This window comes from Burkholderia sp. 4NA327C6 (genome assembly GCF_005502655.1).
Classification (GTDB): domain Bacteria; phylum Pseudomonadota; class Gammaproteobacteria; order Burkholderiales; family Burkholderiaceae; genus Burkholderia; species Burkholderia contaminans.
Map to the genome: position 1 here is coordinate 127102 of NZ_SCNZ01000013.1, position 25168 is coordinate 152269.

Genomic DNA, 25168 nt, shown 5'->3' on the forward strand with positions numbered 1-25168 from the left:
CTCCTGGTGTTGGATGGTGCGGAGAGAACCGCGGATTAAAACGAACGCTGCGCAACGCGGTGCGCGAGCGGTAAGAGGCGAGCGATGCGCCGGGGAAGCCGGTTCGGTCGATGCGCGACAACCGATCCGGTCGTGTGCTTCGTCATGTGTACCCTGCCCCGTCGATGTTCGCTGCGCTGATTGCGACGCCCGGACCGCCCGGCCTGACGCGCCGCCCTGAGAACCCTGTCCGCCGGCGTTGCCCGCCGGCCGGTGCCGCTCGGGTTTCCCCTGCGACACACACTATATCTAGTGCGGAACTGCTCAACTGGCACCAAGTATAGTGGACATTCGGAGGACGTCCAAACGGATAATTTGCGATGGAGGTCTTGACATCGCTCACGCGCAGACACGGCAAGGCATTGGTCGGAGAAAAAACTTTCTCCGGTCAAAAAACCCCGCGATCAGTGCTGACGGAAAGGAAAGTATTCGGCGGAAAAACCGGCATCGCTCGCGAAGCGTTGCCAATCGAAATGCGGGCCCGGGTCGGTCTTGCGGCCCGGCGCGACGTCCGAGTGCCCCGCGAATGCGTCGACCGGGTAGCGAGCGGCGAGCGCGCGGGAGAGCGCCGCGAGCGTCGCATACTGCGCGTCGTCGAACGGCACGTCGTCCGCGCCTTCGAGCTCGATGCCGATCGAGAAATCATTGCAGCGCGCCCGGCCGAAGAACTCGGACGAGCCCGCATGCCACGCGCGCTCGTCGCACGACACGAACTGCACGAGTTCGCCGTTGCGGCGGATCAGGAAGTGCGCGGACACGCGCACGTCGCGCAGGTGGCTCTGGTAAAAGGGGTGCGCATCGCAGTCGAGACGATTCAGGAACAGCGCCTCGATCGCGTCACCGCCGAATTCGCCGGGCGGCAGGCTGATGTTGTGGACGACCACGAGCGTCGGCACCGCACCTGCGGGCCGCACCTCGAAGTTCGGCGACGGCGCATGGCGCGCTTCGCGCACCCAGCCGTCCGAGTCAACTGACAGCAACCGCGCGTCGCTCATCGTGCGTCTTGACCGCTCGTACGCGCGGCGTGGCGCTGCGCGTGCTCGGCACTGCAGAAGTATTCGCCGCCCGCGGCGACGGCGTCGCCCTTCGGCGCATGCACGCCGCATTCGGCACAGCGCACCATCGGCTCGGGCAACGCCCGCGCGTCGCCGTTCGGGCGCCCCGAACCCGCGCCGCCGGCGCCGGGCGTACCGTCGTAACCGGCGCCGCGGCCGGTGCGCGCCTGCGCGTGCTCCTGGGCCTGGCGCAGCTTGCGCGCGATCCACGAACCCGCGAAGAAGAGAAGAATCAGGAGAAGAATCTGTCGCATCGGAAACCTGCGTTCAAACCACGGAACGGTGCAGCAGCACCTCGAAAACGAACCGGCTGCCGACATACGCGAGCAGCAGCGCGGCGAACGACACGAGCACCCAGCGCGCGGCACCACGGCCACGCCAGCCCGACGTCTTGCGGGCGACCAGCAGGCCGCCGAACATCAGCCACGACAGGATCGCGAATACCGTCTTGTGGTCGAGCCGCAGCGCGCGCGCGTCGACCTGCTCGCTGAACAGGATGCCCGAGGCGAGCGTCAGCGTGAGCAGCACGAAGCCGGCGCCGATCAGGCGGAACAGCAGCTTCTCGAGCGTGAGCAGTGGCGGCAGCGTCTCGAGCCAGCTCGCGATCCAGCCCGTCGAGCCGTCGCGCCCGCCGCTCCTCAGCGACTGCAGGCGCCGCTCGACCATCAGCATCAGGATCGCGTGCAGCGCCGCGATCGCGAACAGGCCGTATGCGATGTTTGCGATCAGGAAATGCAGCTTGAACAGCGGCGCTGCGGCATAAGGAAGCACCCGCACGCCGCCGAACACGAGCGGCAGCAGCGACGCGCCGCACGCGAGCGGCAATACCAGCAGGCGCAGGCTGTCGAGCGGGAAGAAGAAGCTCTCGATCCAGTAGATGCCGGCGCCGAGCCAGAACATCGCGGACAGCGCAAACGCGAAGCCGAACACCATCGCATCGTTCGGAAAGATCGTCGTGTGGAGCAGCACGCCATGCGCGACCAGCGCGGCGAACAGCAGCGCGCGGCCGGCCCCGCTCATCCCGGACGCGGCCGACGCGGGAACCGGCACGGCCGGCACGCTCGCGACGAGCGGCGTCGCGCCCTGGCGGTGCGTGCGCCAGCCTGCGACGGCGAGGCCGCCGTACAGGAATGCGGTGAGGGCATACAGTACAATATCCATGTTCGAAGTTTACACTAGGCCCCCTTCCCGCGACGGCTCCCTTTGTTCGGTTCCGCCGCGCCTTCGGGCCCCACTGTCCATCGCTCCCCATGCTCGACAATCTCACTCAACGGATGGCGCGCGTCGTCAAGACGCTGCGCGGCGAGGCCCGGCTTACCGAGGCGAACACGCAGGAGATGCTCCGAGAGGTGCGTCTCGCCCTGCTGGAGGCCGACGTTTCGCTGCCGGTCGTCCGCGAATTCATCGCCAAGGTCAAGGAAAAGGCGCTCGGCGAAGAAGTGATCAGCAGCCTGTCGCCGGGTCAGGCGCTGGTCGGCGTGGTCCAGAAGGAACTGACCGCCGTGATCGGCGGCGACTACGAAGGCAAGGCCGCCGAGCTGAACCTCGCGGTCACGCCGCCCGCCGTGATCCTGATGGCCGGCCTGCAGGGCGCGGGCAAGACCACGACCGCCGGCAAGCTCGCGAAGCTGCTGCGCGAGAAGTACAAGAAAAAGGTGCTGACCGTGTCGTGCGACGTGTATCGCCCGGCCGCGATCATGCAGCTGAAAACGGTGAGCGAACAGGTCGGCGCCGACTTCTTCCCGTCCACGCCGGATCAGAAACCCGTCGACATCGCGGTCGCGGCCGTCGACTGGGCGAAGCGCCACTACCATGACGTGCTGATCGTCGATACGGCCGGCCGCCTCGGCATCGACGAGGCGATGATGCAGGAAATCGCCGCGCTGCACGGCACGCTGAAGCCGGCCGAAACGCTGTTCGTCGTCGACGCGATGCTCGGCCAGGACGCGGTCAACACCGCGAAGGCGTTCAACGACACGCTGCCGCTCACCGGCGTCGTGCTGACCAAGCTCGACGGCGATTCGCGCGGCGGCGCCGCGCTGTCGGTGCGTCACGTCACGGGCAAGCCGATCAAGTTCGTCGGCGTGGCCGAGAAGCTCGACGGCCTCGAGGTGTTCCACCCCGACCGGATGGCGAACCGGATCCTCGGCATGGGCGACATCCTCGCGCTCGTCGAGGAGGCGCAGCGCGGTGTCGACGTGCAGGCCGCGCAGAAGCTCGCCGACAAGGTCAAGAAAGGCGGCGACTTCGACCTGAACGATTTCCGCGCGCAGATCTCGCAGATGAAGAACATGGGCGGCCTGTCGTCGCTGATGGACAAACTCCCTGCGCAGTTCCAGCAGGCGGCGGCCGGCGCCGACATGGGCCAGGCCGAGAAGTCGATCCGCCGGATGGAAGGCATCATCAGCTCGATGACGCCGGCCGAGCGCGCGAAACCCGAGATCATCAAGGCGACGCGCAAGCGCCGCATTGCAGCCGGCGCGGGCGTGCCGGTGCAGGAAGTCAACCGGATGCTGAACCAGTACGATCAGATGCGTACGATGATGAAGAAGCTGAAGGGCGGCAACATGCAGAAGATGATGCGCGGCCTGAAGGGCATGATGCCCGGCATGCGCTGATTCCGCCCATCGGCCGGCGCGCGGGTTTTTGCTGTAGCGCGCGCCCGCCGTTCTGCTTCATTCTTATTTGTATACCGACTGCCCGCCAGAACACATGAACCGCGAAGAAGCCCTCCACATTTTCAACCACTCCGAAGAGATCGTCTCGGCGGACGCCGTCAACGCGTCGATCTCCAAGATGGCCGACGCGATCCGCGCCGAGATCGGCGACGCGTTCCCGCTCGTTCTCTCGGTGATGGGCGGCGCCGCGGTGTTTACCGGGATGCTGCTGCCGCATCTCGATTTCCCGCTGGAATTCGATTACATCCACCTGACCCGCTACCGCAACACGACGCAGGGCAGCCCGGAAATGCACTGGCGCGTCGCGCCGCGCGAATCGGTGAAGGACCGGATCGTGCTCGTGCTCGACGACATCCTCGACGAAGGCGAGACGATGGCCGCGATCCGCGACCGCATCCTCGACATGGGCGCCAAGCGCTTCATGTCGGCCGTGCTGTGCGAGAAGACGCTCGCGAAGGCCAAGCCGCTGCACCCCGACTTCTGCGGCTTCTCGGTGCCGGACCGCTACGTGTTCGGCTGCGGGATGGACGCGAAAGGCTACTGGCGCAACCTGCCGACGATCCGCGCGCTGACCGCGAACGTCTGAGCGCCCCGCTCCGCACTATATAAATAGACAGCGGCGCTCCGGTTTCCCGGAGCGCCGCTTTTTTTGGCAGCTTGCGTGTGCGCCGCCTGCGCCCTACAGCTGGTGCACGAACGCGCGGACGCCGCCCAGCATCATCTCGACCGAAATCGCGACGAGCACGAGGCCCATCAGCCGCTCGAATGCCGCGACGGTCCGCTCGCCGATCCATTGCTGGATCCGCTCGGCCAGCACCAGCGTCACCGCGCAGACGATCATCGTGACCGTCAGCGCGCCGACCCACTCGAGCATCTTGCCAGGCCCCTGCGACGTCAGCAGCATCACCGTCGCGAGCGCGGACGGCCCGGCGAGCGCCGGAATCGCGAGCGGCACGATGAACGGCTCGCCGCCTGCGCGCGGATCGTTGCCGAGCGCGCCGTCCGGATGCGGGAAGATCATCCGCAGCGCGATCAGGAACAGCACGATGCCGCCGCCGAGCCGCAGCGACAGGTCGGTGAGGCTCATCATCCGCAGGAAGCGGTCGCCGACCAGCATGAAGAACAGCAGGATCACGAACGCGATCCCCACTTCGCGCAGGATCAGCTTCACGCGCCGCTCGCGCGGCACATCCCGCATCGCCGAAATGAACAGCGGGATGTTGCCGAGCGGATCGGTGATCAGCACCAGGAGCACGGTGGCCGACAGGAAGGTGTATTCCACCGCGTTCCCCGGTCGGTGCGCTTAGCGCGCGAGCGCGGCGCGGATCTTCTCCGCGACCGTCGCCGCAGCCGCATCCGCCGGCAGCAGCGTCGCTTCGGCGTCGCGGCGGCCCTGATACTCGATCTTGCCTTCCTTCAGGCCGCGCTCGCCGATCACGAGGCGATGCGGCACGCCGATCAGTTCCCAGTCGGCGAACATCACGCCCGGGCGCTCGCCGCGATCGTCGAGGATCACGTCGATGCCGGCTGCGACGAGTTCCGCGTACAGCTTGTCGGCGGTCTCGCGCACCATGTCGCTGCGGTCATAGCCCATCGGGCACAGCACGACTTCGAACGGCGCGATCGACTCGGGCCAGATGATGCCGCGGTCGTCGAAGTTCTGTTCGATCGCCGCGCCGAGAATGCGCGTGACGCCGACGCCGTAGCAGCCCATCAGCATCGGCTGCGGCTTGCCCGACTCGTCGAGGAACGTCGCACCCATCGCTTCCGAATACTTGGTGCCGAGCTGGAACACGTGGCCGACCTCGATACCGCGGCAGATGTCGATCACGCCCTTGCCGTCCGGCGACGGGTCGCCCTTCTTCACGTTGCGCACGTCGGCGACGTCCGGCTCCGGCAGGTCGCGGCCCCAGTTCACGCCCGCGATGTGATAGTCGACCTCGTTCGCACCGACGACGAAGTCGCTCATGTTCGCGACCGTGCGGTCCGCGATCACCTTCACCGGCTTCTTCGTGCCGACCGGGCCGAGATAGCCCGGCGGCGTGCCGAACCACTCGACGATTTCCTGCTCGGTCGCGAAGCGGTGGTTCTTCAGGCCCGGCAGCTTCGACACCTTGATCTCGTTCAGGTCGTGATCGCCGCGCAGCATCACGAGCCAGATGGTCGGCTCGGCGCCTTCGTTGTCGGTCGCGAGCACGATCGACTTGATCGTGCGCTCGAGCGGGATGGCCAGCAGCTCGGCGACGGCTTCGCACTTCGCCTTGCCGGGCGTCGCGACCTTCGCCATCGCTTCGGCCGGCGCCGCGCGCTTAGGCGTCAGCGGCAGCGCTTCGGCCGCCTCGATGTTCGCCGCGAATTCGGACGTCGGGCAGTATGCGATCGCGTCTTCACCGGTGTCCGCGATCACGTGGAATTCGTGCGAGAAGTTGCCGCCGATCGAGCCGCTGTCGGCCGCGACCGCACGGAACTCGAGGCCGAGGCGCGTGAAGATGCGCACGTACGCGTCGTACATCTTGCGATACGACTCGTTCAGGCCGGCCGCATCCTTGTCGAACGAGTATGCGTCCTTCATGATGAATTCGCGGCCGCGCATCACGCCGAAGCGCGGACGGATCTCGTCGCGGAACTTCGTCTGGATCTGGTAGAAGTTCACCGGCATCTGCCGGTAGCTCTTGATCTGGTTGCGCGCGATGTCGGTAATGACTTCCTCGTGCGTCGGCCCGATCACGAAGTCGTTGTCCTTGCGGTCCTTGAAGCGCAGCAGCTCGGGGCCGTACTGCTCCCAGCGGCCCGATTCCTGCCACAGTTCGGCGGGTTGCACGGCCGGCATCAGCAGCTCGATGGCGCCCGCCCGGTTCATTTCCTCGCGCACGATCGCCTCGACCTTGCGAATCGAACGCAGGCCGACCGGCAGGTAGTTATAGATGCCGCCGGCGACGCGACGGATCATGCCGGCGCGCACCATCAGCTTGTGGCTGACGATCTCTGCGTCGGCCGGTGCTTCTTTCAGGGTGCCGATAAAGAAACGGGAAGCTTTCATGCGGACGGTTCCAAAAACGGCGCCCCCAGGCGGGGCGCCCGAAAAAGTTTCAAGGTGAAAAAGCTGCGCGCGACGGACAACGATGGCGCAGATGACGTAGCAGACTAATCAGGGACAATTCAGCCGGTGTGCCCCGCGCGGATTCGCTCCGTCACGGTGCGCAGCGCCCGTTATCTGTTTATAATCAAAGCAATTTTAAAGGATTCGAAGGTGGTTGTATGCTGGATCGTGAAGGCTTTCGCCCGAACGTCGGCATCATCCTCTTGAACGCGCGCAACGAGGTGTTTTGGGGCAAGCGGCTCCGCGAGCATTCCTGGCAGTTTCCTCAAGGTGGGATCAAGTACGGCGAGACCCCCATGCAGGCGATGTACCGGGAACTGCACGAGGAAACAGGCCTGCATCCGGAACACGTCAAGATAATCGGCCGCACACGCGACTGGTTGCGTTATGAGGTGCCTGACAAGTTCATTAAACGCGAAGTACGCGGTCATTACCGCGGCCAGAAGCAGATCTGGTTCCTGCTGCGGATGGTTGGACGCGATTGCGACATTTGCTTGCGCGCGACCGACCACCCGGAGTTCGATGCGTGGCGCTGGAACGAGTACTGGGTGCCGCTCGATGCGGTGATCGAGTTCAAGCGGGATGTCTATCAGTTGGCGCTGACGGAACTGTCGCGCTTCCTGCGCCGCCCGGCGCAGCGAGCCGAGAAGCCGCGTGGGCCGCGTCTGTCGCGCTATCCGCGCGTCATTGGCGTAGAGGCCCAGCAGACGCTGACGATTGTCGACACATCGGTAGTCTGTTCGGAGATCGAAGTGGAAGCGGGCACGCTCGACGAGATGCCGCCCCACGTGATCGTCGGCAAATGACGAATCGAACTGCATGACCGGGCGCGACCTTGGTGTCGCGCCCTTTTTTTACGAGGAATGCATATTGAAAGCGATTGCTCTCGCGCTCGCATCGATTGCCGCGGTCGCCACGCTGGCAGGTTGCGCCAATTCGAAGACACCCACCAACAAGGATGACAGCGAGTTCGTGTATCTGCTGGACCGCCAGGGCACGTGGAAGGAAAACACGGTCGACTCGCTGCCGCCGCTGCCGCAGACGGGCGACCTCCTGCCGTTCAACGTATCGCAGAACACGCCGCTCAAGTTCTTCGTCGACGCGAAGTCGCTCGCGGTCGGCACCGATGGCGTCGTGCGCTACGCGGTCGTCATCACGAGCCCGGCCGGCGCGCGCAACGTGAACTACGAAGGCATCCGCTGCGACACCTACGAATGGCGCCAGTATGCCGGCCTGAATTCGGAACACGACGGCTGGGACCGCACCGTCGAGAACGACTGGCGGCGCATCGAGAACGGCGAGCTGAATGCCTACCATTCGGCGCTCTATCAGGACTACTTCTGCGCGAACAAGATGCCGCAGGGCTCGACCGCGCAGATCCTGGAGAACATCCGGTTTCACCGCACCGCGATGAGCCAGTTGCGCTGACGGGGCGCGGCACCCGCCGCGCCCCGTTCGTCGCATGAAAAAGCCCGCATCACGCGCGGGCTTTTTCGTTTGACGGCCGGAACCGGCTCGAATGGTCACACCAGCACCAGGTTGTCGCGATGGATCAATTCCGGCTCCAGCATGTAACCGAGCACGGATTCGATCTCACCACTCGGCTTGCGGTGAATCAGCTTCGTCTCCGCACTGCTGTAGTTCGTGAGCCCGCGCGCCACTTCGCGCCCGTCGGGGCCGACACATGCGATGACTTCGCCGCGCGCGAACGCGCCCTGCACGTCGATCACGCCGATCGGCAGCAGGCTCTTGCCGCCGGCCGTCAGCTTCTCGACCGCGCCCGCATCGATCACGACATGGCCGCGCACCTGAAGATGGTCGGCCATCCACTGCTTGCGCGCCGCCATCCGCGCGGTACGTGCGATCAGTTGCGTGCCGATCGCCTCACCGGCCGCCAGACGCACGAGCACGTCGGCCTCCCGGCCGCTCGCGATCACGGTGTTCGCGCCGCTGTGCGCGGCGCGCTTCGCCGCGAGGATCTTCGTCAACATCCCGCCACGGCCGAGGCTCGAGCCCGCGCCGCCGGCCATCGCCTCGAGTTCCGGCGCGCCTGCATTGGCTTCCGCAACGAGCGTCGCGTTCGGGTCCTTGCGCGGATCGGCCGTGAACAGCCCCGACTGGTCGGTCAGGATGATCAGGGCATCGCCTTCGATCAGGTTTGCAACGAGCGCGCCGAGCGTGTCGTTGTCGCCGAACTTGATTTCGTCGGTGACGACCGTGTCGTTCTCGTTGATGATCGGCACGACGCCAAGTCGCAACAGCGTCAGCATCGTCGAACGCGCATTCAGGTAACGCTCGCGGTCCGCCAGGTCGGCATGCGTCAGCAGGATCTGCGCGGTGCGGATGTCGTGCTCGGTGAAGCGGCTTTCATAGACCTGCGCGAGCCCCATCTGGCCGACTGCGGCTGCAGCCTGCAACTCGTCGATTTCCCGCGGTCGCTTGCTCCAGCCGAGCCGCTGCATCCCTTCGGCAATCGCGCCCGAACTGACGAGCACGACTTCCTTGCCCTGGGCGCGCAGTGCGGCGATCTGAGCCGCCCAACGGCCGATTGCCGCATGATCGAGCCCCTTGCCGTCGTTGGTCACGAGGCTGGAGCCCACCTTCACCACCAATCGCTTCGAATCCGCGATGATCGAACGCATCCTGCACTGTCTCCTGTATCTGCTGCCTTTCCGACCGGGCGCGATTGAACGCCGGCGCCGGGCGGCATGCCCGGCGCGTTCCGGAATCGCTCAGGCGTCGTCGCCCGGCGCTGCGTCGCCCTTGGCAGGCGGCGCATCGCGGAACCGCACGTCTGCCGCGAGATCTTCCGCCTCCGCGGCGCGATGCGCGTCCGAATGCTCGGAGAGGTAGTCGTAGATCGCGTAGCACAGCGCTTCACAACCCTGGCCCGTCAGTGCCGAGATCTCGAACACGGGGCCGTCCCACTCGAAGCGCTCGAGGAAATCCTCGACCCGTGCCTTGCGTTCGTCCTCCGGCACCATGTCGAGCTTGTTGAGCACGAGCCAGCGCGGCTTCTCGTAGAGCGCCTCGTCGTACTTGCGCAGCTCGCCGACGATCGCCGTCGCTTCCGCCACCGGATCGACGCTTTCGTCGAACGGCGCGAGATCGACCAGATGCAGCAGCACGCCGGTGCGCTGCAGGTGACGCAGGAACTGATGGCCGAGGCCCGCGCCTTCGGCGGCGCCCTCGATCAGCCCCGGGATGTCGGCGATCACGAAGCTCTTGCTCGGACCGACGCGCACCACGCCGAGATTCGGCGCAAGCGTCGTGAACGGGTAGTCGGCAATCTTCGGCCGCGCGTTCGACACCGACGAGATGAACGTCGACTTGCCTGCGTTCGGCATGCCGAGCAGGCCGACGTCGGCGAGCACCTTCAGCTCGAGCTTCAGCATGCGGCGCTCGCCGGGCTTGCCGTCCGTCTTCTGGCGCGGCGCACGGTTCGTGCTCGACTTGAAATGCAGGTTGCCGAGCCCGCCGGCGCCGCCCTGGGCAAGCATCACCTGCTGGTCGTGCTCGGTCAGGTCGGCGATCAGCTCGCCGGTATCCATGTCGCTGATGATCGTGCCGACCGGCATGCGCAGCGTGACGTCGTCACCGCCCTTGCCGTAGCAATCCGATCCGCGCCCGTTTTCGCCGTTGCGCGCCAGGTGCTTCTTCGCGTAACGGTAGTCGATCAGCGTGTTGATGTTGCGGTCGGCAATCGCGTATACGCTACCGCCCCGGCCGCCGTCGCCGCCGTCCGGCCCGCCGAACGGGACGAATTTCTCGCGGCGCATCGACGCACTGCCATCGCCTCCGTCGCCGGCGATGACTTCGATTCGTGCTTCGTCAATGAACTTCATTCGTCACTCCGCCCAGTATTTCCGCTATTGTGCCGCGCGCCGGCGCGCTTGAACAATCTGCCGTTCGGCCGATCGTACGCCGGTTGCGCGATGGCCGCCCGAACGCACACGCGCCCGGCGGCCAAATAAAAAAAGGCCCCGCGAAGACTGCGGGGCCTTTCGGCTACGAAGCCCGTGGGTGCCTGAACTTAGGCAGCCGCCGGGACAACGATGACCAGATGCTTCTTGTCCGCGCCCTTCGTCGCGAACTTGACGTGACCGTCGACCAGCGCGAACAAGGTGTGATCCTTGCCCATGCCGACGTTCTCGCCTGCGTGCATGCGCGTACCGCGCTGACGCACGATGATGCCGCCGGCATTGATTGCCTGGCCGCCGTACACTTTCACGCCGAGACGTTTCGACTCGGAGTCGCGGCCGTTCCGGGAAGAGCCGCCTGCCTTTTTGTGTGCCATCTGATTGCTCCTTTACCGAGGCGCTTACGCGTTGATCGCGTCGATGCGCAGCTCAGTGTAGTTCTGGCGGTGGCCGCCGTGCTTTTGGTAGTGCTTCCGGCGACGCATCTTGAAGATGGTGACCTTGGCATGACGACCGTGCGACACAACGGTGGCCTTGACGGAAGCCCCACTGACCAGCGGCGTACCGAACTTAATCGATTCGCCTTCGCCCACTGCGAGAACCTGGTCGAGCGTGATTTCAGCGTCAATGTCAGCCGGTATCTGTTCTACTTTGAGTTTTTCGCCAACGGCAACCTTGTACTGCTTGCCGCCGGTTTTTATGACCGCGTACATTGAGAACCTCACTCTGGATCCAATTTTCCCGCACACCACGCGCGGAAAACACGTGATTATACATGGGCTTAGCACCCAAGTCAAAGCCGATCGACGATTGCCGCGCGCGGGCCTCTGCCGGACGGCCAAAATCGCGCCGCTGGTACGTCTGACAGACCGGCATATCGCGGATTCGACTTATAATCCGCCGCATCACCCAATTCCATCATCATGTCGTCGTCCACCGCCTCCCCCACCCTCAGCGCCGCCCACCTGCTCGCTCCGATCACCAGCGACATGGAGCAGGTGAATCGCGTTATCCGGCAAAGCCTCGCGTCCGATGTGCTGCTGATCAACCAGATCGCCGAGTACATCATCGGCGCGGGCGGCAAGCGGCTGCGTCCGGCATTGCTGCTGCTCGTCGCCGGCGCGCTCGGCGAGACGTCGCACCAGCGGCACGTGCTGGCCGCCGTCGTCGAGTTCATCCACACGGCCACGCTGCTGCATGACGACGTCGTCGACGAATCCGAGCTGCGCCGCGGCCGCCAGACCGCCAATGCGCTGTTCGGCAACGCGGCGAGCGTGCTGGTAGGCGACTACCTCTACTCGCGCTCGTTCGAGATGATGGTCGGCGTCGGCAAGATGCGCGTGATGGAGATCCTGTCCGAAGCGACGACGATCATTTCGGAAGGCGAGGTGCTGCAGCTCCTCAACATGCACGACGCGGACGTCGACGAAACGCGCTACATGCAGGTGATCCGCTACAAGACGGCCAAGCTGTTCGAGGCGTCGGCACGCCTGGGCGCGGTGCTCGCGGGCGCCGATGCGCCGACCGAGGCCGCCGCCGCCGAATACGGCCGCCGGATCGGCACCGCGTTCCAGATCATGGACGACTGGCTCGACTATGCGGGCACGGCCGAGGCAATGGGCAAGAATGCCGGCGACGACCTGCGCGAAGGCAAGCCGACGCTGCCGCTCATCTATCTGATCGAACGCGGCACGCCCGAACAGTCGGCGCTCGCACGCGAGGCGATCGAACAGGGCGGCACCGATCGCTTCGACACGATTTTCGAAGCGATCACGCGTTCGGGTGCGCTCGATCACACGCTCGAATGCGCACGCCAGGAAGCGCAGGCGGCAGCCGCTGCGATTGCCGCGTTCCCCGATTCGATCTACAAGGAAAGCCTGCTCGGGTTGTGCTCATACTCGACGTCGCGGCAGTCGTAAACACGCCGCGAACGCGAAGCGATACCTTGTCTCGAAAATTTTCTTCATCAAAGTATTCCCTTTTAGAAAAAACATCGTTATAGTTACGTTCTTGCTTGTGACGACGCAGCGATTCTTAACGAAGACGGCGAAGTCCGAAGAGCAAAAATCGGGGTGTAGCTTAGCCTGGTAGAGCGCTACGTTCGGGACGTAGAGGCCGGAGGTTCGAATCCTCTCACCCCGACCAGATTTGAAAAAACCGTGCACTTCGTGCACGGTTTTTTTTTTGCCCGGCCGCCGCGGGCCCCTTGTGTCTCGCACGACACATCGCGGTCGCCGGCCTCTGCTATATTCCTTCCATCCCAGTCCTTCACTGCCCTTCCAACGCGTGGACCAAATTCCCTTATGGGCGCAAATCGGCGCCGTCTTCCTGCTTCTCCTCTGTTCCAGCTTCTTTTCGATTTCCGAGACCGCGATGATGGCGCTCAACCGCCATCGGCTGAAGCATCTCGCCAGCCAGGGCGCACTCGGCGCGAAGACCACGCAAGGGCTGCTCACGCGCACTGACCTGCTGCTCAGCGTGATCCTGATCGGCAACAACCTGTTCAACACGATCATCCCGGTCCTGACCACGTCGCTCGCGCTGCATACGTTCGGCCGCAACAACGTCGCGCTGTCGATCGCGACCGGCATCGTCGCTTTCCTGATCATCGTGTTCGCCGAAATCGCGCCGAAAATCGTCGGCGCGACGTTCCCCGAACGCATCGCGCTGCCCGCAAGCCTCGTGATCGCGCCGCTGATGCGCGTGTTCAAGCCCGTCGTCTGGTTCGTCAACGCACTCGCGAACGGCGTGCTGTGGGTGCTGCGCATCAACACGAAGAAGGGTCGCGACCAGCGAATGTCGGCTGACGAGCTGCGCGCCATCGTGCTCGAGTCGAGCAGTTTCATGCCGACCAAGCACCGCAGCATCCTGCTCAACCTGTTCGACCTGGAGAACATCACGGTCGACGACGTGATGGTGCCGCGCCGACAGATCGAGTCGCTCAACTTCTACGCGCCGCTCGACGACGTCCTGCACCAGCTCGAGACCTGCTATCACAACCGGCTCGTCGTCTACGAAGGCGACATCGACAAGGTGCTCGGCGTGCTGCACGTCCGCAAGACGCTGACCGCGCTGCACAACCAGGAGTTCGACCGCGAGACGCTGCGCACGCTGCTCGCCGAACCGTACTACGTGCCGTCCGGCACGCCGGTGGTGCAGCAGCTCCAGTTTTTCCAGGAAACGCGGCAGCGGACCGCGCTCGTCGTCAACGAGTACGGCGAGCTCGAAGGGCTCGTCACGCCCGAAGACATCATCGAGGAGCTGATCGGCGAATTCACGACGTCGATGCCGCGCAGCGAACGCGCGGGCGGCTGGGACGAGAACGGCGAATGCATCGTCTCGGCAAGCATGCCGCTGCGCGAACTGAATCGCTGGCTGCACCTGAAGCTGCCTACCGACGGGCCGAAGACGCTGAACGGCCTGGTGCTCGAAATCCTCGAGGAAATTCCGGAAGACGACGTGTGCCTGAAAATCGGCGACGTGATGCTCGAGGTGATGCGCAGCGACGATCAGGCCGTGCGCACCGTCAAGCTCTTCAAGCCGCGCGGCTCGCGCACCGCGCGCGCCACCAGGCGCTAGCCGAACGGCCGACTGCCGGCGCCGCCCGCGACGCGCGACCATCTGCTGGTCACGGTCAACAGGCGGCCAGCGTGCCGGCTCACATGCATTTCCCTCCTCCCGGGGCGCCGCTGCGCATGCAGCCGCCCGCCCACTCCGATGCGTCGCCCGCCGCCGCACCACGCGCGCTCGACGCGGCTCAGCTCGACGATGCGCCGGCCGTGCGGCTGCTGACGGATACGCTTCACGCGGCTCGCGTACGCGACGCATCCGACATCCACGTCGAACCATTCGAAGCCGGCTGGCGCATCCGCCTGCGCATCGACGGCGTGCTGCACGAACATGCGCGGCCGCCCCTTCATCTGCGCGACGCGCTCGTCACACGGATCAAGGTGCTTGCGCGCATGGACATCGCCGAGCGGCGGCTCCCGCAGGACGGCAGGCTTCGCATCGTGATCGACGGCGGTACGCGCGGCGACTACCGCGTCAGCTCGCTACCGACGTTGTTCGGTGAAAAGCTGGTGCTGCGGCGGCTGGAAACCATGCCACCGGACCTCACGCTCGCCCGCCTCGGCTTCGACGCGCAGCAGGCAGCCGCGATGGAGGCCGCGATACGCGCGCCGCATGGCCTCGTACTCGTCACGGGTCCGACCGGCAGCGGCAAGACGCTGTCGCTCTACTGCGCGCTGCAAATGCTCGATCGCGACGCGCACAACGTCTGCACGGTCGAGGATCCCGCCGAAATCCAGCTCGACGGCATCAGCCAGGTCGGTGTCGCCGAAAAGTCCGGGCTCACGTTCGCGACCGCACTGCGTGCGCTCCTGCGGCAGGATCCGGACATCATCATGGTCGGCGAGATTCGCGATGCGGAGACGGCCGACGTCGCGATCAAGGCCGCGCAGACCGGCCACCTCGTGCTGTCGACGCTGCACACGAACGACGCACCGGCCGCCGTCGCGCGGCTGCTCGACATCGGTGTCGCGCCGTACAACCTCGCGGCCGCACTGCACCTCGTCACCGCGCAACGCCTCGTCCGGCGGCTGTGCACCGCCTGCCGCGTGCATTCGGACGCTCCTGTGCCCGTCCTGCGCGAGGCCGGCTGCGACCCGGCTGCCCTCGCAACCGGATGGCGGCCGTTCGTCGCGCGAGGTTGTCCGGCCTGTCACGGCATCGGCTATCGCGGCCGTATCGGCCTGCACCAGACGATGCCGGTATCGTCCGGGCTGGCGGAACGCATCGTCGCACGGGCGAGTGTTGGCGAACTCGCGCAATGCGTGGCGGCCGAGGGCGTGCGCAATCTGCGCGACGCGGCGCTCGCACGCGTCCGTGACGGCACGACGAGCATCGCGGAAGCCCTCGCCGCGACACCTGCCGCATGAGCATGCGCACGCCGCCGCGCGAAACCCGCTTCGCGTGGCGCGGCCGCCGTCGCGACAGCACGTTGCGCCGCGGAACCGTTATCGCATTCGACGCCGCGAGCGCACGTGCCGCGCTCGCACGCGACGGCATCGCCGTACTGTCGCTCGACGTCCGCGGGCCGGCCCGGCCGCCAACGGCCAGCGCGCGAGACGTCACGCGCTTCACGCGCCAGCTCGCGAGCCTGCTGCAGGCCGGGTTGCCGCTCGCGCCGTCGCTCGAGATGCTCGCGCGCACGCGGCCACACGATGGCCTGCCGCGCATCGCAGCGGGTCTCGCCCGCGAAATCGTCGGCGGCCGGCGCTTCGCCGATGCGCTCGCACGCTATCCATCCCAGTTCGGCACGCTGTATCGCCAGCTGATCGAGGTCGGCGAAGCGTCAGGCTCGCTCGGCATCGTGCTGACGCGGGTCGCGGAACACCGCGAGCGCACCGACGCGCAGTGGCGCAAGCTGCGGGCCGCACTCGCGTACCCGGCAGCCGTCATCCTGTTCGGGCTCGCGATCTCGGCCGCGTTGATGGTGTGGGTGGTACCGACGTTCCGGCAGATCTTCGACGGATTCGGCGCCGCACTACCTGCGCCAACCCGCGCGCTGCTCGCACTGTCCTCCGCGCTGTCGGCGTGGGGCGGCGGGCTCGCTGCCGGTACGGCGGCAGTCGGGCTGGCAGCGCATCACGCGCTGCGGCGGTCGGCACCGCTGCGCCATGCTGTCGCGCGGCGCCTGTTACATGCGCCGCTCGCGGGTCACGCGCTCAGCCGGTACGCGGCCGCACGCTGGTGCCGCTCGCTTGCGACGCTGCTCGGCGCCGGCGTGCCGCTCGCCGACGCCTTTGCCACGCTCGAGCGCACCGCCGGCCATCCGGTGTTCGAGCATGCCACTGCGCACATCGCGGCCCGCGTGCTGCGCGGCGCACGCCTCGCGGACGCGATGCAGTCGGCCGGCTGCTTTCCGGACGACGTCGTGCAGCCGATCGCCGTCGCCGAGGAAACCGGTACGCTCGACACGATGCTTGCCGACATCGCCGCGCTGTGCGAACGCCAGCTCGACGCGCGTCTCGATGCCCTCGCCGCGCTCGGCGAACCGTTGATCGTGATCGTACTGGGCGCACTCGTCGGCGGCCTCGTGATCGCGATGTACTTGCCCATCCTTCAGCTCGGCAACGTGGTGTAGCATCGCAACCGATTCTGTCGCCTTTTAGTCCGAACCTTGAGCTCATGACGCCAGCGCCCCTGTACTCCGTTACCGATTCGCCCGAGAGCGCGCTGCTCGCGCTGGCAATGCTGCCGCCCGCGCTGCAGTATGCGTTCGCGGTCGTCGTCGGCCTTTGCATCGGCAGCTTCCTGAACGTGGTCGTCCACCGGCTGCCCGTGATGATGCAGCGTGCGTGGCAGGCCGAGATCGATGAAGCGACCGGCAACACGAGCGCCCCGCCCGACGACGGCTACCCGCCGCGCTACGATTTGTGGCGCCCGCGCAGCGCCTGCCCGCATTGCGGCCACGTGCTGAGCGCATGGGAAAACATCCCGCTCGTCAGCTTTCTGATGCTGCGCGGGCGCTGCCGGCGCTGCGGCCACGCGATCGGCATCGTATATCCGCTCGTCGAGCTCGCGTGCGCGCTGCTCGCCGCCGGCTCACTCGCGGCATTCGGCCCGACCGTCGCCGCGCTTGCCGCGTTCGCCCTGTGCGCCGCGCTGCTCGCGATGAGCGCGATCGACATCCGGACGGGCTACCTGCCCGATTCGATGACGCTGCCGCTCCTCTGGGCCGGGCTCGTGCTGAACCTCGGCGGCACGTTCACGTCGCTGCGCTCGGCAGTGATCGGGGCCGTGGCCGGCTACCTGTTCCTGTGGTCAATCTACTGGCTGTTCAAATGGCTGCGCGGCATCGAGGGCATCGGTTTCGGCGATCTGAAGCTGCTCGCCGCGCTCGGCGCATGGATGGGCTGGGCCGCATTGCCGCAGGTCGTGTTGTTCGCCGCGGTGACGGGCGCGATCGTCGGGCTCATTGCAACCTGGCGCGGCCGCATGCGCTTCGAGGAGCCGATTCCGTTCGGCCCGTTCCTCGCGGCAGGCGGCGTCGCGACGCTGTTTTTCGGCACCCCGTTCTATTCGGCGCTCGGAGGCTGACATGTTCGCAATTGGACTCACCGGCGGCATCGGCAGCGGCAAGACGACCGTCGCCGACCTGTTCGGCGCCCGCGGCGCGTCCCTGGTCGATACCGATCTGATCGCCCATCGCATCACCGCACCACGCGGTCTCGCGATGCCCGCGATCGAACAGGCATTCGGTCGCAGCTTCGTTGCCGCCGACGGCTCGCTCGACCGTGCGAAGATGCGCGCACTGATCTTCAGCGACGACGCCGCGCTCCGGCGCCTCGAGGCGATCACGCATCCGCTGATCCGCGCGGAGACCGATCGCGAAGCACGCGAAGCGCAAGGTCCGTACGTGATATTCGTCGTGCCGCTGCTCGTCGAGTCAGGCAACTGGAAGGCGCGCTGCGATCGCGTGCTCGTCGTCGATTGCCCGGTCGAAACACAGATCGCACGCGTGATGCGGCGCAACGGCTTCACGCGCGAGCAGGTCGAAGCGATCATCGCGAAACAGGCAACACGCGAGGCCCGCCTCGCGGCGGCCGACGACGTGATCGTCAACGACGCGACGACACCCGACGCGCTCGCCGCACAGGTCGATGCACTGCACCAACGCTATCTCGGGTTTGCGGCCGCCGCGCGCTGAACCTCGCGCCCGATCGTGATGGTGTACGAAATTGGCGCGTTGCTAGGGTAGAGAGTGAGCATTAGAATGTCCTGCATTGTTTCAATCCCTACCCAAGAGGCGAGCGCGCTTGATTCTTTACGAGTATCCGTTCAACGAGCGAATTCGCACGCTGTTGCGCCTCGAAGATCTCTTCGAGCGCTTCGCGTTCTTTTTGGCTCAGGAGGACCCGCGTGAACACCACGTCGCGCTGACGACGCTGTTCGAAATCGCCGAGGTAACGGGCCGCGCGGACCTGAAATCGGATCTGATGAAGGAGCTCGAACGTCAGCGCCAGACGCTCGCCCCCTTTCGCGGCAATCCGGGCATCGAGCAGAACGCGCTCGAAGCCGTGCTCGGCGAAATCGAGCAGACACTCGCCAATCTCGCGCAGATGCAGGGCAAGACCGGGCAGCACCTCGTCGACAACGAGTGGCTCGCCAGCATCCGCAGCCGTGCGGTGATTCCCGGCGGCACGTGCAAGTTCGACCTGCCGTCGTACTACGCATGGCAGCAGTGGCCCGCCGAGCAGCGGCGCCAGGACATCGCGAAGTGGATCCTGCCGATGCTGCCGCTGCGCGACGCGGTGACGATCGTGCTGCGGCTCGCGCGCGAATCGGGCCAGGCTTCGAAGGTCATGGCGATGCAGGGCAGCTACCAGCAGATGCTGTCCGGCCGCACCTACCAGTTGATGCAGGTGCGCGTGCCGCCGGAGTTGCGCGTCATTCCGGAAGCGAGCGCGAACAAATACATGCTGTGGGTACGGTTCACCATGCAGGACGGCGATGTGCGGCCGCGCGCGGTGGACATCGACGTGCCGTTCCATCTGACACTGTGCAATCTGTAACGGCCGCGGGCCGGATCGCTTTCGTATGACTACCGTTGTGAAATGCCCGTCGTGCGGCGCCGAAGTGCGCTGGACGCCCGAAAATCAGTTCCGCCCGTTCTGCTCGGCCCGCTGCAAGCAGCTCGACCTCGGCGCATGGGCCGCGGAAAAGTACCGGATCGGTGGATCTTCCGACGAGGGCCCCTCGTCAGAAGAAGACGGCACGGACAGCCGCCGCGACAGCTGAGCGGCGCGCAGCACCGCCCGCTAGTGATATGGCCCGCCTTTCCGGCAGGCCATCATGGCGTCAGTTCGACGCGGCTTCCTTCTCGAGCAGTTCCAGCACCGGCAGCGCGGCCGGCAACAGCGGCGCGACGGCAACCGGCAGTTGCTGCCACACGAACGCCTGCCCTTCCTTGCTGTGCGGCTCGCCCGTCCAGCCCGTCACCTTGCAGAAATACAGCCGCACGTATGCATGCGGATAATCGTGCTCGAGCGTGTGCCAGCGGTGGCTGGCGGTGACTTCGATGCCGAGCTCCTCGTGCAGTTCGCGCGCAAGCGCGTCCTCGACGCTTTCGCCGGCCTCCAGCTTGCCGCCCGGAAACTCCCAGTAGCCTTCGTACGGCTTGCCTTGCAGGCGCTGCGCGAGCAGGTAGCGTCCGTCCGGCTGCACCATCACGCCGACCGCGACTTCCGTCACCTTGCGGCCATCGGGCGCGCGCACCGCGCCTTGTGCGAGATCCGCGCTCATGCCTGCTCCTTGCGGCCCGACCAGTCACGCGCAAACTGCCATGCGACGCGCCCCGAGCGCGAACCGCGCTCGAGCGCCCACACGAGCGCGTCGCCGCGTGCGGATTCGATCTCCGTATCCGGACAGCCGAAATGACGCAGCCAGTGCCCGACGATGTCGAGGTAGTCGTCCTGCTTGAACGGATAGAAGCTGACCCACAGGCCGAAGCGCTCCGACAGCGAGATCTTTTCCTCGACGACTTCGCCGGGGTGAATCTCGCCATCCGGAAGATGCTTGTACGACTCGTTGTCGCTCATGTACTCGGGCAGCAGATGGCGGCGGTTCGACGTCGCGTAGATCAGCACGTTGTCCGACTGCGCGGCGATCGAGCCGTCGAGCGCGACCTTCAGCGCCTTGTAGCCCGACTCGCCTTCCTCGAACGACAGGTCGTCGCAGAACACGATGAAGCGCTCGGGACGCTGCGAGATCAGGTCGACGATGTCGCCGAGATCGTGCAGGTCGTCCTTGTCCACTTCGATCAGGCGCAGGCCGTCGTTCGCATACGCGTTCAGGCACGCCTTGATCAGCGACGATTTGCCGGTACCGCGCGCGCCGGTCAGCAGCACGTTGTTGGCCGGCTTCTGCTGCACGAACTGCCGCGTGTTCTGTTCGATCAGCCCTTTCTGGCGATCGATGTTGTGCAGATCGTCGAGCGTGATCGACGACACGGCGGGCACCGGCTGCAGATAGCCGCGCCCCTGGCGCTTGCGCCAGCGGAACGCGTGAGCGGCATTCCAGTCGACCGCTGCCGGCGCGGGCGGCAGCATCCCCTCGAGACGGCCGAGCAGCGCCTCGGCGCGCGTCAGAAACTGTTCAAGCTTGTCCATGTCGTTCGAACGCTCCCGGTCAGGAGCGGTAATCCGCATTGATGCTCACATAGTCGTGCGACAGGTCGCACGTCCAGATGGTGGCCTGCGCGTCGCCGCGGCCGAGCAGCACGCGGATCGTGATTTCGCTCTGCTTCATCACGCGCTGGCCGTCTTCTTCCTGGTAAGCCGGGTTGCGGCCGCCCGCCTTCGCGACGAGCACGTCGTCGAGATAAAGGTCGATCTTGTCGACGTCGAGATCCGCGACGCCTGCATAGCCGATCGCCGCGAGAATCCGGCCGAGGTTGGGGTCGGATGCGTAGAAGGCCGTCTTCACGAGCGGCGAATGGCCGATCGCGTAAGCGATCTGGCGGCATTCCGCGACACTCTTGCCGCCTTCGACCTGCACGGTCATGAATTTCGTCGCGCCTTCGCCGTCGCGCACGATCAGTTGCGACAGCACCTGTGCGACTTCCGTCACCGCATCGCGCAGCGCCGCATAGGCCGGCGAATCGGTCGACGTGATCGCCGGCAGCGTGCTCTTGCCCGACGCGATCAGGATGAACGAGTCGTTCGTCGACGTATCGCCGTCGATCGTGATGCAGTTGAACGAGCGGTCGGCTACTTCCTTCACGAGCGTGTCGAGCACCGGCTGCGCGACGTTCGCGTCGAACGCGAGGAAGCCGAGCATCGTCGCCATGTTCGGCTTGATCATGCCCGCGCCCTTGCTGATGCCCGTCAGCGTGACCGTATGGCCGTCGATCGTCACCTGGCGCGACGTAGCCTTCGGCAGCGTGTCCGTCGTCATGATCGCCTGCGCGGCGTCGAACCAGTTCGCAGCCGTGCGATTCGCGAGCGCGGCCGGCAGGCCGGCCTTCAGGCGATCGATCGGCAGCGGCTCGAGGATCACGCCGGTCGAGAACGGCAGCACCTGCGCCGGCTCGATGCCCGCGAGGCGCGCGAGTTCCGTGCAGGTTTCGCGTGCGTTCACGAGGCCCGGCTCGCCGGTGCCCGCGTTCGCATTGCCCGTATTCACGACGAGCGCGCGAATGCCCGCGCCGCCTGCGCGCACCTTCGCCAGGTGCTCGCGGCAGACGGTGACCGGCGCTGCGCAGAAACGGTTTTCGGTGAACACGCCCGCGACCGTCGCGCCTTCGTCGACGGAGATGACCAGCACGTCCTTGCGATTCGGCTTGCGGATGTTCGCTTCCGCCCAGCCGAGCGTGACGCCGGCGACAGGATGCAGTTGGGCGGGATCGATCGACGGAAAATTGACAGCCATGGGGCACACCTGCCGGATGGAAAATGCCGGCATGCGCCGGCATCGATTGGAAGAACCAGCGGCCGCACGCGCAGGCCGCCGCAACTCACATCACTCACGCGAAGCTGCGAACGAAGCGGCACGCATGATGCGCGCCGCCGTCGATCATGACAGCTTCCCGTGACATTGCTTGTACTTCTTGCCGCTGCCGCACGGGCACGGGTCGTTGCGGCCGACCTTCGGCATTTCGCCGCCGGGGCCGCTGTGCGTCATCGCGCTGCCGACCATGTCGGCGGTTGCCATGGCCGCCGCGGCAGCCGCGACGTTGGCCACCGGCGCACCGGCTTCCGCGTAATCGGCGTGCTGGTACTCGACGTTCTCGAGGTGACCGCCACGCTCCTCGATCTGCTCGGCGGCCTGCTCGAGCTGTTCCGGCGACTGGATCTGCACGTTCATCACGACGCGCGTGACTTCCTGCTTGATCGCCTCGAGCATCGCGGCGAACAGTTCGAACGCTTCGCGCTTGTATTCCTGCTTCGGATTCTTCTGCGCATAACCGCGCAGGTGGATGCCCTGGCGCAGGTGGTCGAGCGCCGCGAGGTGCTCGCGCCACAGGCGGTCGACCGTCTGCAGCATCACCGAGCGCTCGAACGCGCTGAACGATTCGCGGCCGACCAGCGCGACCTTCGCCTCGTACTGCTCGTCGGCGGCCGTCGTCACCGCGTCGAGGATCTCCTCGGCCGTGATCGACGAGGACTCGTTCACCATTTCCTGGATCGCGAGGTCGAGCTGCCAGTCGTTGCGCAGCGCTTCTTCCAGCTCGGGCACGTCCCACTGCTCTTCGATGCTGCCTTCCGGCACGAACTGGCGGACAACTTCGGTGATCACGCCGTGACGCATCGCGGTGATCGTCTCGGTGATGTCGTGCGCTTCGAGCAGCTCGTTACGCTGCTGGTAGATCACCTTGCGCTGGTCGTTCGACACGTCGTCGTATTCGAGCAGCTGCTTGCGGATGTCGAAGTTGCGCGCCTCGACCTTGCGCTGCGCGGACTCGATCGAGCGCGTGACGATGCCGGCCTCGATCGCCTCGCCTTCCGGCATCTTCAGGCGATCCATGATCGAGCGCACGCGGTCGCCCGCGAAAATACGCAGCAGCGGATCGTCGAGCGACAGGTAGAAGCGCGACGAGCCCGGATCGCCCTGGCGGCCCGCACGGCCGCGCAGCTGGTTGTCGATCCGGCGCGATTCGTGGCGCTCGGTGCCGATGATGTGCAGGCCGCCCGCGGCCTTCACTTCCTCGTGCAGCGTTTCCCACTCGTCGTGCAGCTTCTGGATGCGGCGCGCCTTTTCGTCGGCCGGGATCGCATCGTCGGCCTCGATGAACGCGGCCTGCTTCTCCGCATTGCCGCCGAGCACGATGTCGGTCCCGCGGCCGGCCATGTTGGTCGCGATCGTGATGCGCTTCGGCCGGCCGGCTTCCGCGACGATCGCCGCTTCACGCTCGTGCTGCTTTGCGTTCAGCACTTCGTGCGGGAGCCCGGCCTGCTTCAGCAGGTGCGACAGCAGTTCGGAGTTCTCGATCGACGTCGTGCCGACCAGCACCGGCTGGCCGCGCTCGTAGCAGTCGCGGATGTCGCGGATCACCGCGTCGTAGCGCTCCTTGGCCGTCTTGTAGATCTGGTCCTGCTTGTCGATCCGCTTCGGCGGGCGGTTGGTCGGGATCACGACCGTCTCGAGGCCGTAGATCTCGTTGAATTCGTACGCTTCGGTGTCGGCGGTACCGGTCATGCCGGCCAGCTTCGCGTACATCCGGAAGTAGTTCTGGAACGTGATCGACGCGAGCGTCTGGTTCTCGCTCTGGATCTTCACGTGCTCCTTCGCCTCGACCGCCTGGTGCAGGCCGTCGGACCAGCGGCGGCCGGCCATCAGGCGGCCCGTGAATTCGTCGACGATGACCACTTCGCCGTTCTGCACGACGTAGTGCTGATCCTTGTGGAACAGCGTGTGCGCGCGCAGCGCCGCATACACGTGGTGCATCAGCGTGATGTTCTGCGGCGCATACAGGCTCTCGCCCTCGCCGATCAGGCCCCATTCGGCGAGCAGGCGCTCGGCTTTCTCGTGGCCCGATTCCGTCAGGAACACCTGGCGCGCCTTCTCGTCGAGCGTGTAGTCGCCCGGCTTCTCGACGCCCGTGCCGTCGGCCTTCTCTTCGCCGATCTGGCGCTCGAGCAGCGGCGGCAATGCGTTCATCCGCACGTACAGCTCGGTGTGATCCTCGGCCTGGCCCGAAATGATCAGCGGCGTACGCGCCTCGTCGATCAGGATCGAGTCCACTTCGTCGACGACCGCGAAATTCAGCGCCCGCTGCACGCGCGCGTCGGTCTCGTAGACCATGTTGTCGCGCAGGTAGTCGAAGCCGAATTCGTTGTTCGTGCCGTACGTGATGTCCGCCGCGTAAGCCTGCTGCTTCTGGTCGTGCTCCATGCCGGACAGATTGATGCCGACCGACAGACCGAGGAAGTTGTAGAGGCGCGCCATCCATTCGGCGTCACGCTGCGCGAGGTAATCGTTGACGGTCACCACGTGCACGCCGCGGCCTGCCAGCGCGTTCAGGTACACGGGCAGCGTCGCGACGAGCGTCTTGCCCTCGCCGGTGCGCATTTCCGCGATCTTGCCGTAGTGGAGCACCATGCCGCCGATCATCTGCACGTCGAAGTGCCGCATCTTCAGCACGCGACGGCTGGCTTCGCGACAGACCGCGAAGGCCTCGGGCAGCAGCTTGTCGAGCGACTCGCCGGCCGCGACCCGCTGGCGAAACTCATCCGTCTTGCCGCGCAACTGGTCGTCCGTCAGCTTCTCGATCTGCGTTTCGAGCGCATTGATCGTCGCGACGGTCTTTTGGTATTGCTTGACGAGCCGCTGGTTGCGGCTGCCAAAAATTTTCTGGAGAAAACCGGTTGTCAT

General features: G+C 65.9%; 25 protein-coding genes and 1 tRNA gene. 13 read left to right on the forward strand and 13 right to left on the reverse strand.

Annotation, left to right across the window (positions count from 1 at the left end):
* Positions 1-443: 443 nt before the first annotated feature.
* The 3 genes from ampD to ccsA are packed head-to-tail and all read right to left on the reverse strand — an operon-like array spanning position 444 to position 2255.
* Complete coding sequence (gene ampD / locus FFS49_RS15825) at positions 444-1034, reverse strand: 1,6-anhydro-N-acetylmuramyl-L-alanine amidase AmpD (protein ID WP_137909742.1); 591 nt, start codon at positions 1032-1034, stop codon at positions 444-446.
* Positions 1031-1348, reverse strand: coding sequence for a PP0621 family protein (locus FFS49_RS15830; protein ID WP_039353065.1), 318 nt, complete (start codon positions 1346-1348; stop codon positions 1031-1033). The genes ampD and FFS49_RS15830 overlap by 4 nt, the downstream gene beginning before the upstream one ends.
* A gap of 13 nt (positions 1349-1361) precedes the next feature.
* The gene (gene ccsA, locus FFS49_RS15835) at positions 1362-2255 is read right to left on the reverse strand and encodes a cytochrome c biogenesis protein CcsA (protein WP_011350867.1); all 894 of its coding nucleotides are present in this window, start codon (positions 2253-2255) and stop codon (positions 1362-1364) included.
* A gap of 89 nt (positions 2256-2344) precedes the next feature.
* Between ccsA and ffh the strand changes: the two genes are divergently transcribed.
* Positions 2345-3712, forward strand: coding sequence for a signal recognition particle protein (ffh, locus tag FFS49_RS15840; RefSeq protein WP_021159890.1), 1368 nt, complete (start codon positions 2345-2347; stop codon positions 3710-3712).
* A gap of 94 nt (positions 3713-3806) precedes the next feature.
* Positions 3807-4358: a hypoxanthine-guanine phosphoribosyltransferase gene (locus FFS49_RS15845; RefSeq protein ID WP_039353080.1), complete on the forward strand. Its 552-nt coding sequence runs from the start codon at positions 3807-3809 to the stop codon at positions 4356-4358.
* 93 nt (positions 4359-4451) lie between these two features.
* Here FFS49_RS15845 and FFS49_RS15850 read toward each other — a convergent pair whose 3' ends face one another.
* Both FFS49_RS15850 and FFS49_RS15855 read right to left on the reverse strand, forming a co-directional pair.
* Positions 4452-5054, reverse strand: a complete 603-nt coding sequence (locus tag FFS49_RS15850; RefSeq protein WP_011350864.1) for a MarC family protein — start codon at positions 5052-5054, stop codon at positions 4452-4454.
* Between the two features lie 21 nt (positions 5055-5075).
* Positions 5076-6812, reverse strand: coding sequence for a proline--tRNA ligase (locus tag FFS49_RS15855; protein ID WP_039353083.1), 1737 nt, complete (start codon positions 6810-6812; stop codon positions 5076-5078).
* 218 nt (positions 6813-7030) lie between these two features.
* On the opposite strand from FFS49_RS15855, the gene FFS49_RS15865 reads away from it, so the two are divergent.
* Together FFS49_RS15865 and FFS49_RS15870 are read left to right on the forward strand one after the other, a co-directional pair.
* Entirely contained in the window at positions 7031-7678 is a 648-nt protein-coding gene (locus FFS49_RS15865) for an RNA pyrophosphohydrolase (RefSeq protein WP_039353086.1), read from the forward strand.
* A 13-nt stretch (positions 7679-7691) separates the two neighbouring features.
* Entirely contained in the window at positions 7692-8300 is a 609-nt protein-coding gene (locus FFS49_RS15870; RefSeq protein WP_039353089.1) for a CNP1-like family protein, read from the forward strand.
* Positions 8301-8395: 95 nt separating this feature from the next.
* Here the strand turns inward: FFS49_RS15870 and proB are convergent, their stop codons facing one another.
* The 4 genes from proB to rplU form a co-directional block, all read right to left on the reverse strand.
* Positions 8396-9514: a glutamate 5-kinase gene (proB, locus tag FFS49_RS15875; RefSeq protein ID WP_039353092.1), complete on the reverse strand. Its 1119-nt coding sequence runs from the start codon at positions 9512-9514 to the stop codon at positions 8396-8398.
* A 90-nt stretch (positions 9515-9604) separates the two neighbouring features.
* Positions 9605-10717 (reverse strand): GTPase ObgE, encoded by a 1113-nt coding sequence (gene obgE, locus FFS49_RS15880; RefSeq protein ID WP_039353096.1) that lies wholly within the window; start codon positions 10715-10717, stop codon positions 9605-9607.
* Positions 10718-10905: 188 nt separating this feature from the next.
* Positions 10906-11169, reverse strand: coding sequence for a 50S ribosomal protein L27 (gene rpmA, locus FFS49_RS15885; RefSeq protein WP_006476999.1), 264 nt, complete (start codon positions 11167-11169; stop codon positions 10906-10908).
* Between the two features lie 24 nt (positions 11170-11193).
* Complete coding sequence (gene rplU, locus FFS49_RS15890; RefSeq protein WP_006025184.1) at positions 11194-11505, reverse strand: 50S ribosomal protein L21; 312 nt, start codon at positions 11503-11505, stop codon at positions 11194-11196.
* Between the two features lie 210 nt (positions 11506-11715).
* Here rplU and FFS49_RS15895 point away from each other — a divergent pair, with 210 nt between their 5' ends.
* The 9 genes from FFS49_RS15895 (at position 11716) to FFS49_RS15935 (ending at position 19594) form a co-directional block, all read left to right on the forward strand.
* Positions 11716-12711 (forward strand): polyprenyl synthetase family protein, encoded by a 996-nt coding sequence (locus tag FFS49_RS15895; protein ID WP_011544516.1) that lies wholly within the window; start codon positions 11716-11718, stop codon positions 12709-12711.
* 149 nt (positions 12712-12860) lie between these two features.
* A tRNA-Pro gene (locus FFS49_RS15900) sits at positions 12861-12937 on the forward strand.
* A 141-nt stretch (positions 12938-13078) separates the two neighbouring features.
* Positions 13079-14371 (forward strand): HlyC/CorC family transporter, encoded by a 1293-nt coding sequence (locus FFS49_RS15905; RefSeq protein ID WP_171026768.1) that lies wholly within the window; start codon positions 13079-13081, stop codon positions 14369-14371.
* An 83-nt stretch (positions 14372-14454) separates the two neighbouring features.
* Positions 14455-15729 (forward strand): ATPase, T2SS/T4P/T4SS family, encoded by a 1275-nt coding sequence (locus tag FFS49_RS15910; protein ID WP_105818771.1) that lies wholly within the window; start codon positions 14455-14457, stop codon positions 15727-15729.
* A complete protein-coding gene (locus FFS49_RS15915) occupies positions 15726-16937 on the forward strand; it encodes a type II secretion system F family protein (protein ID WP_105818772.1) in 1212 nt (403 codons plus the stop codon). Before FFS49_RS15910 ends, FFS49_RS15915 begins: the two co-directional genes overlap by 4 nt.
* 44 nt (positions 16938-16981) lie before the next feature.
* Complete coding sequence (locus FFS49_RS15920; protein ID WP_039353111.1) at positions 16982-17893, forward strand: A24 family peptidase; 912 nt, start codon at positions 16982-16984, stop codon at positions 17891-17893.
* A 1-nt stretch (position 17894) separates the two neighbouring features.
* A complete protein-coding gene (gene coaE, locus FFS49_RS15925; RefSeq protein ID WP_039353116.1) occupies positions 17895-18503 on the forward strand; it encodes a dephospho-CoA kinase in 609 nt (202 codons plus the stop codon).
* A 109-nt stretch (positions 18504-18612) separates the two neighbouring features.
* Positions 18613-19368 (forward strand): cell division protein ZapD, encoded by a 756-nt coding sequence (gene zapD / locus FFS49_RS15930; protein WP_039353119.1) that lies wholly within the window; start codon positions 18613-18615, stop codon positions 19366-19368.
* Between the two features lie 25 nt (positions 19369-19393).
* A complete protein-coding gene (locus FFS49_RS15935; protein ID WP_039353122.1) occupies positions 19394-19594 on the forward strand; it encodes a DNA gyrase inhibitor YacG in 201 nt (66 codons plus the stop codon).
* Positions 19595-19654: 60 nt separating this feature from the next.
* Here FFS49_RS15935 and FFS49_RS15940 read toward each other — a convergent pair whose 3' ends face one another.
* The 4 genes from FFS49_RS15940 to secA all read right to left on the reverse strand — a co-directional run bounded on the left by FFS49_RS15940 (position 19655) and on the right by secA (position 25168).
* Entirely contained in the window at positions 19655-20098 is a 444-nt protein-coding gene (locus FFS49_RS15940; RefSeq protein WP_105818773.1) for an NUDIX domain-containing protein, read from the reverse strand.
* On the reverse strand, positions 20095-20964 hold the full coding sequence (locus FFS49_RS15945; protein ID WP_039353128.1) for an ATP-binding protein: 870 nt from the start codon (positions 20962-20964) through the stop codon (positions 20095-20097). The genes FFS49_RS15940 and FFS49_RS15945 overlap by 4 nt, the downstream gene beginning before the upstream one ends.
* A 19-nt stretch (positions 20965-20983) precedes the next feature.
* Positions 20984-22225 carry a bifunctional glutamate N-acetyltransferase/amino-acid acetyltransferase ArgJ gene (argJ, locus tag FFS49_RS15950; RefSeq protein WP_039353131.1) on the reverse strand — a complete coding sequence of 414 codons (1242 nt, stop codon included), beginning with the start codon at positions 22223-22225 and terminating at the stop codon, positions 20984-20986.
* A gap of 144 nt (positions 22226-22369) precedes the next feature.
* Positions 22370-25168, reverse strand: a complete 2799-nt coding sequence (secA, locus tag FFS49_RS15955) for a preprotein translocase subunit SecA (protein WP_105818774.1) — start codon at positions 25166-25168, stop codon at positions 22370-22372.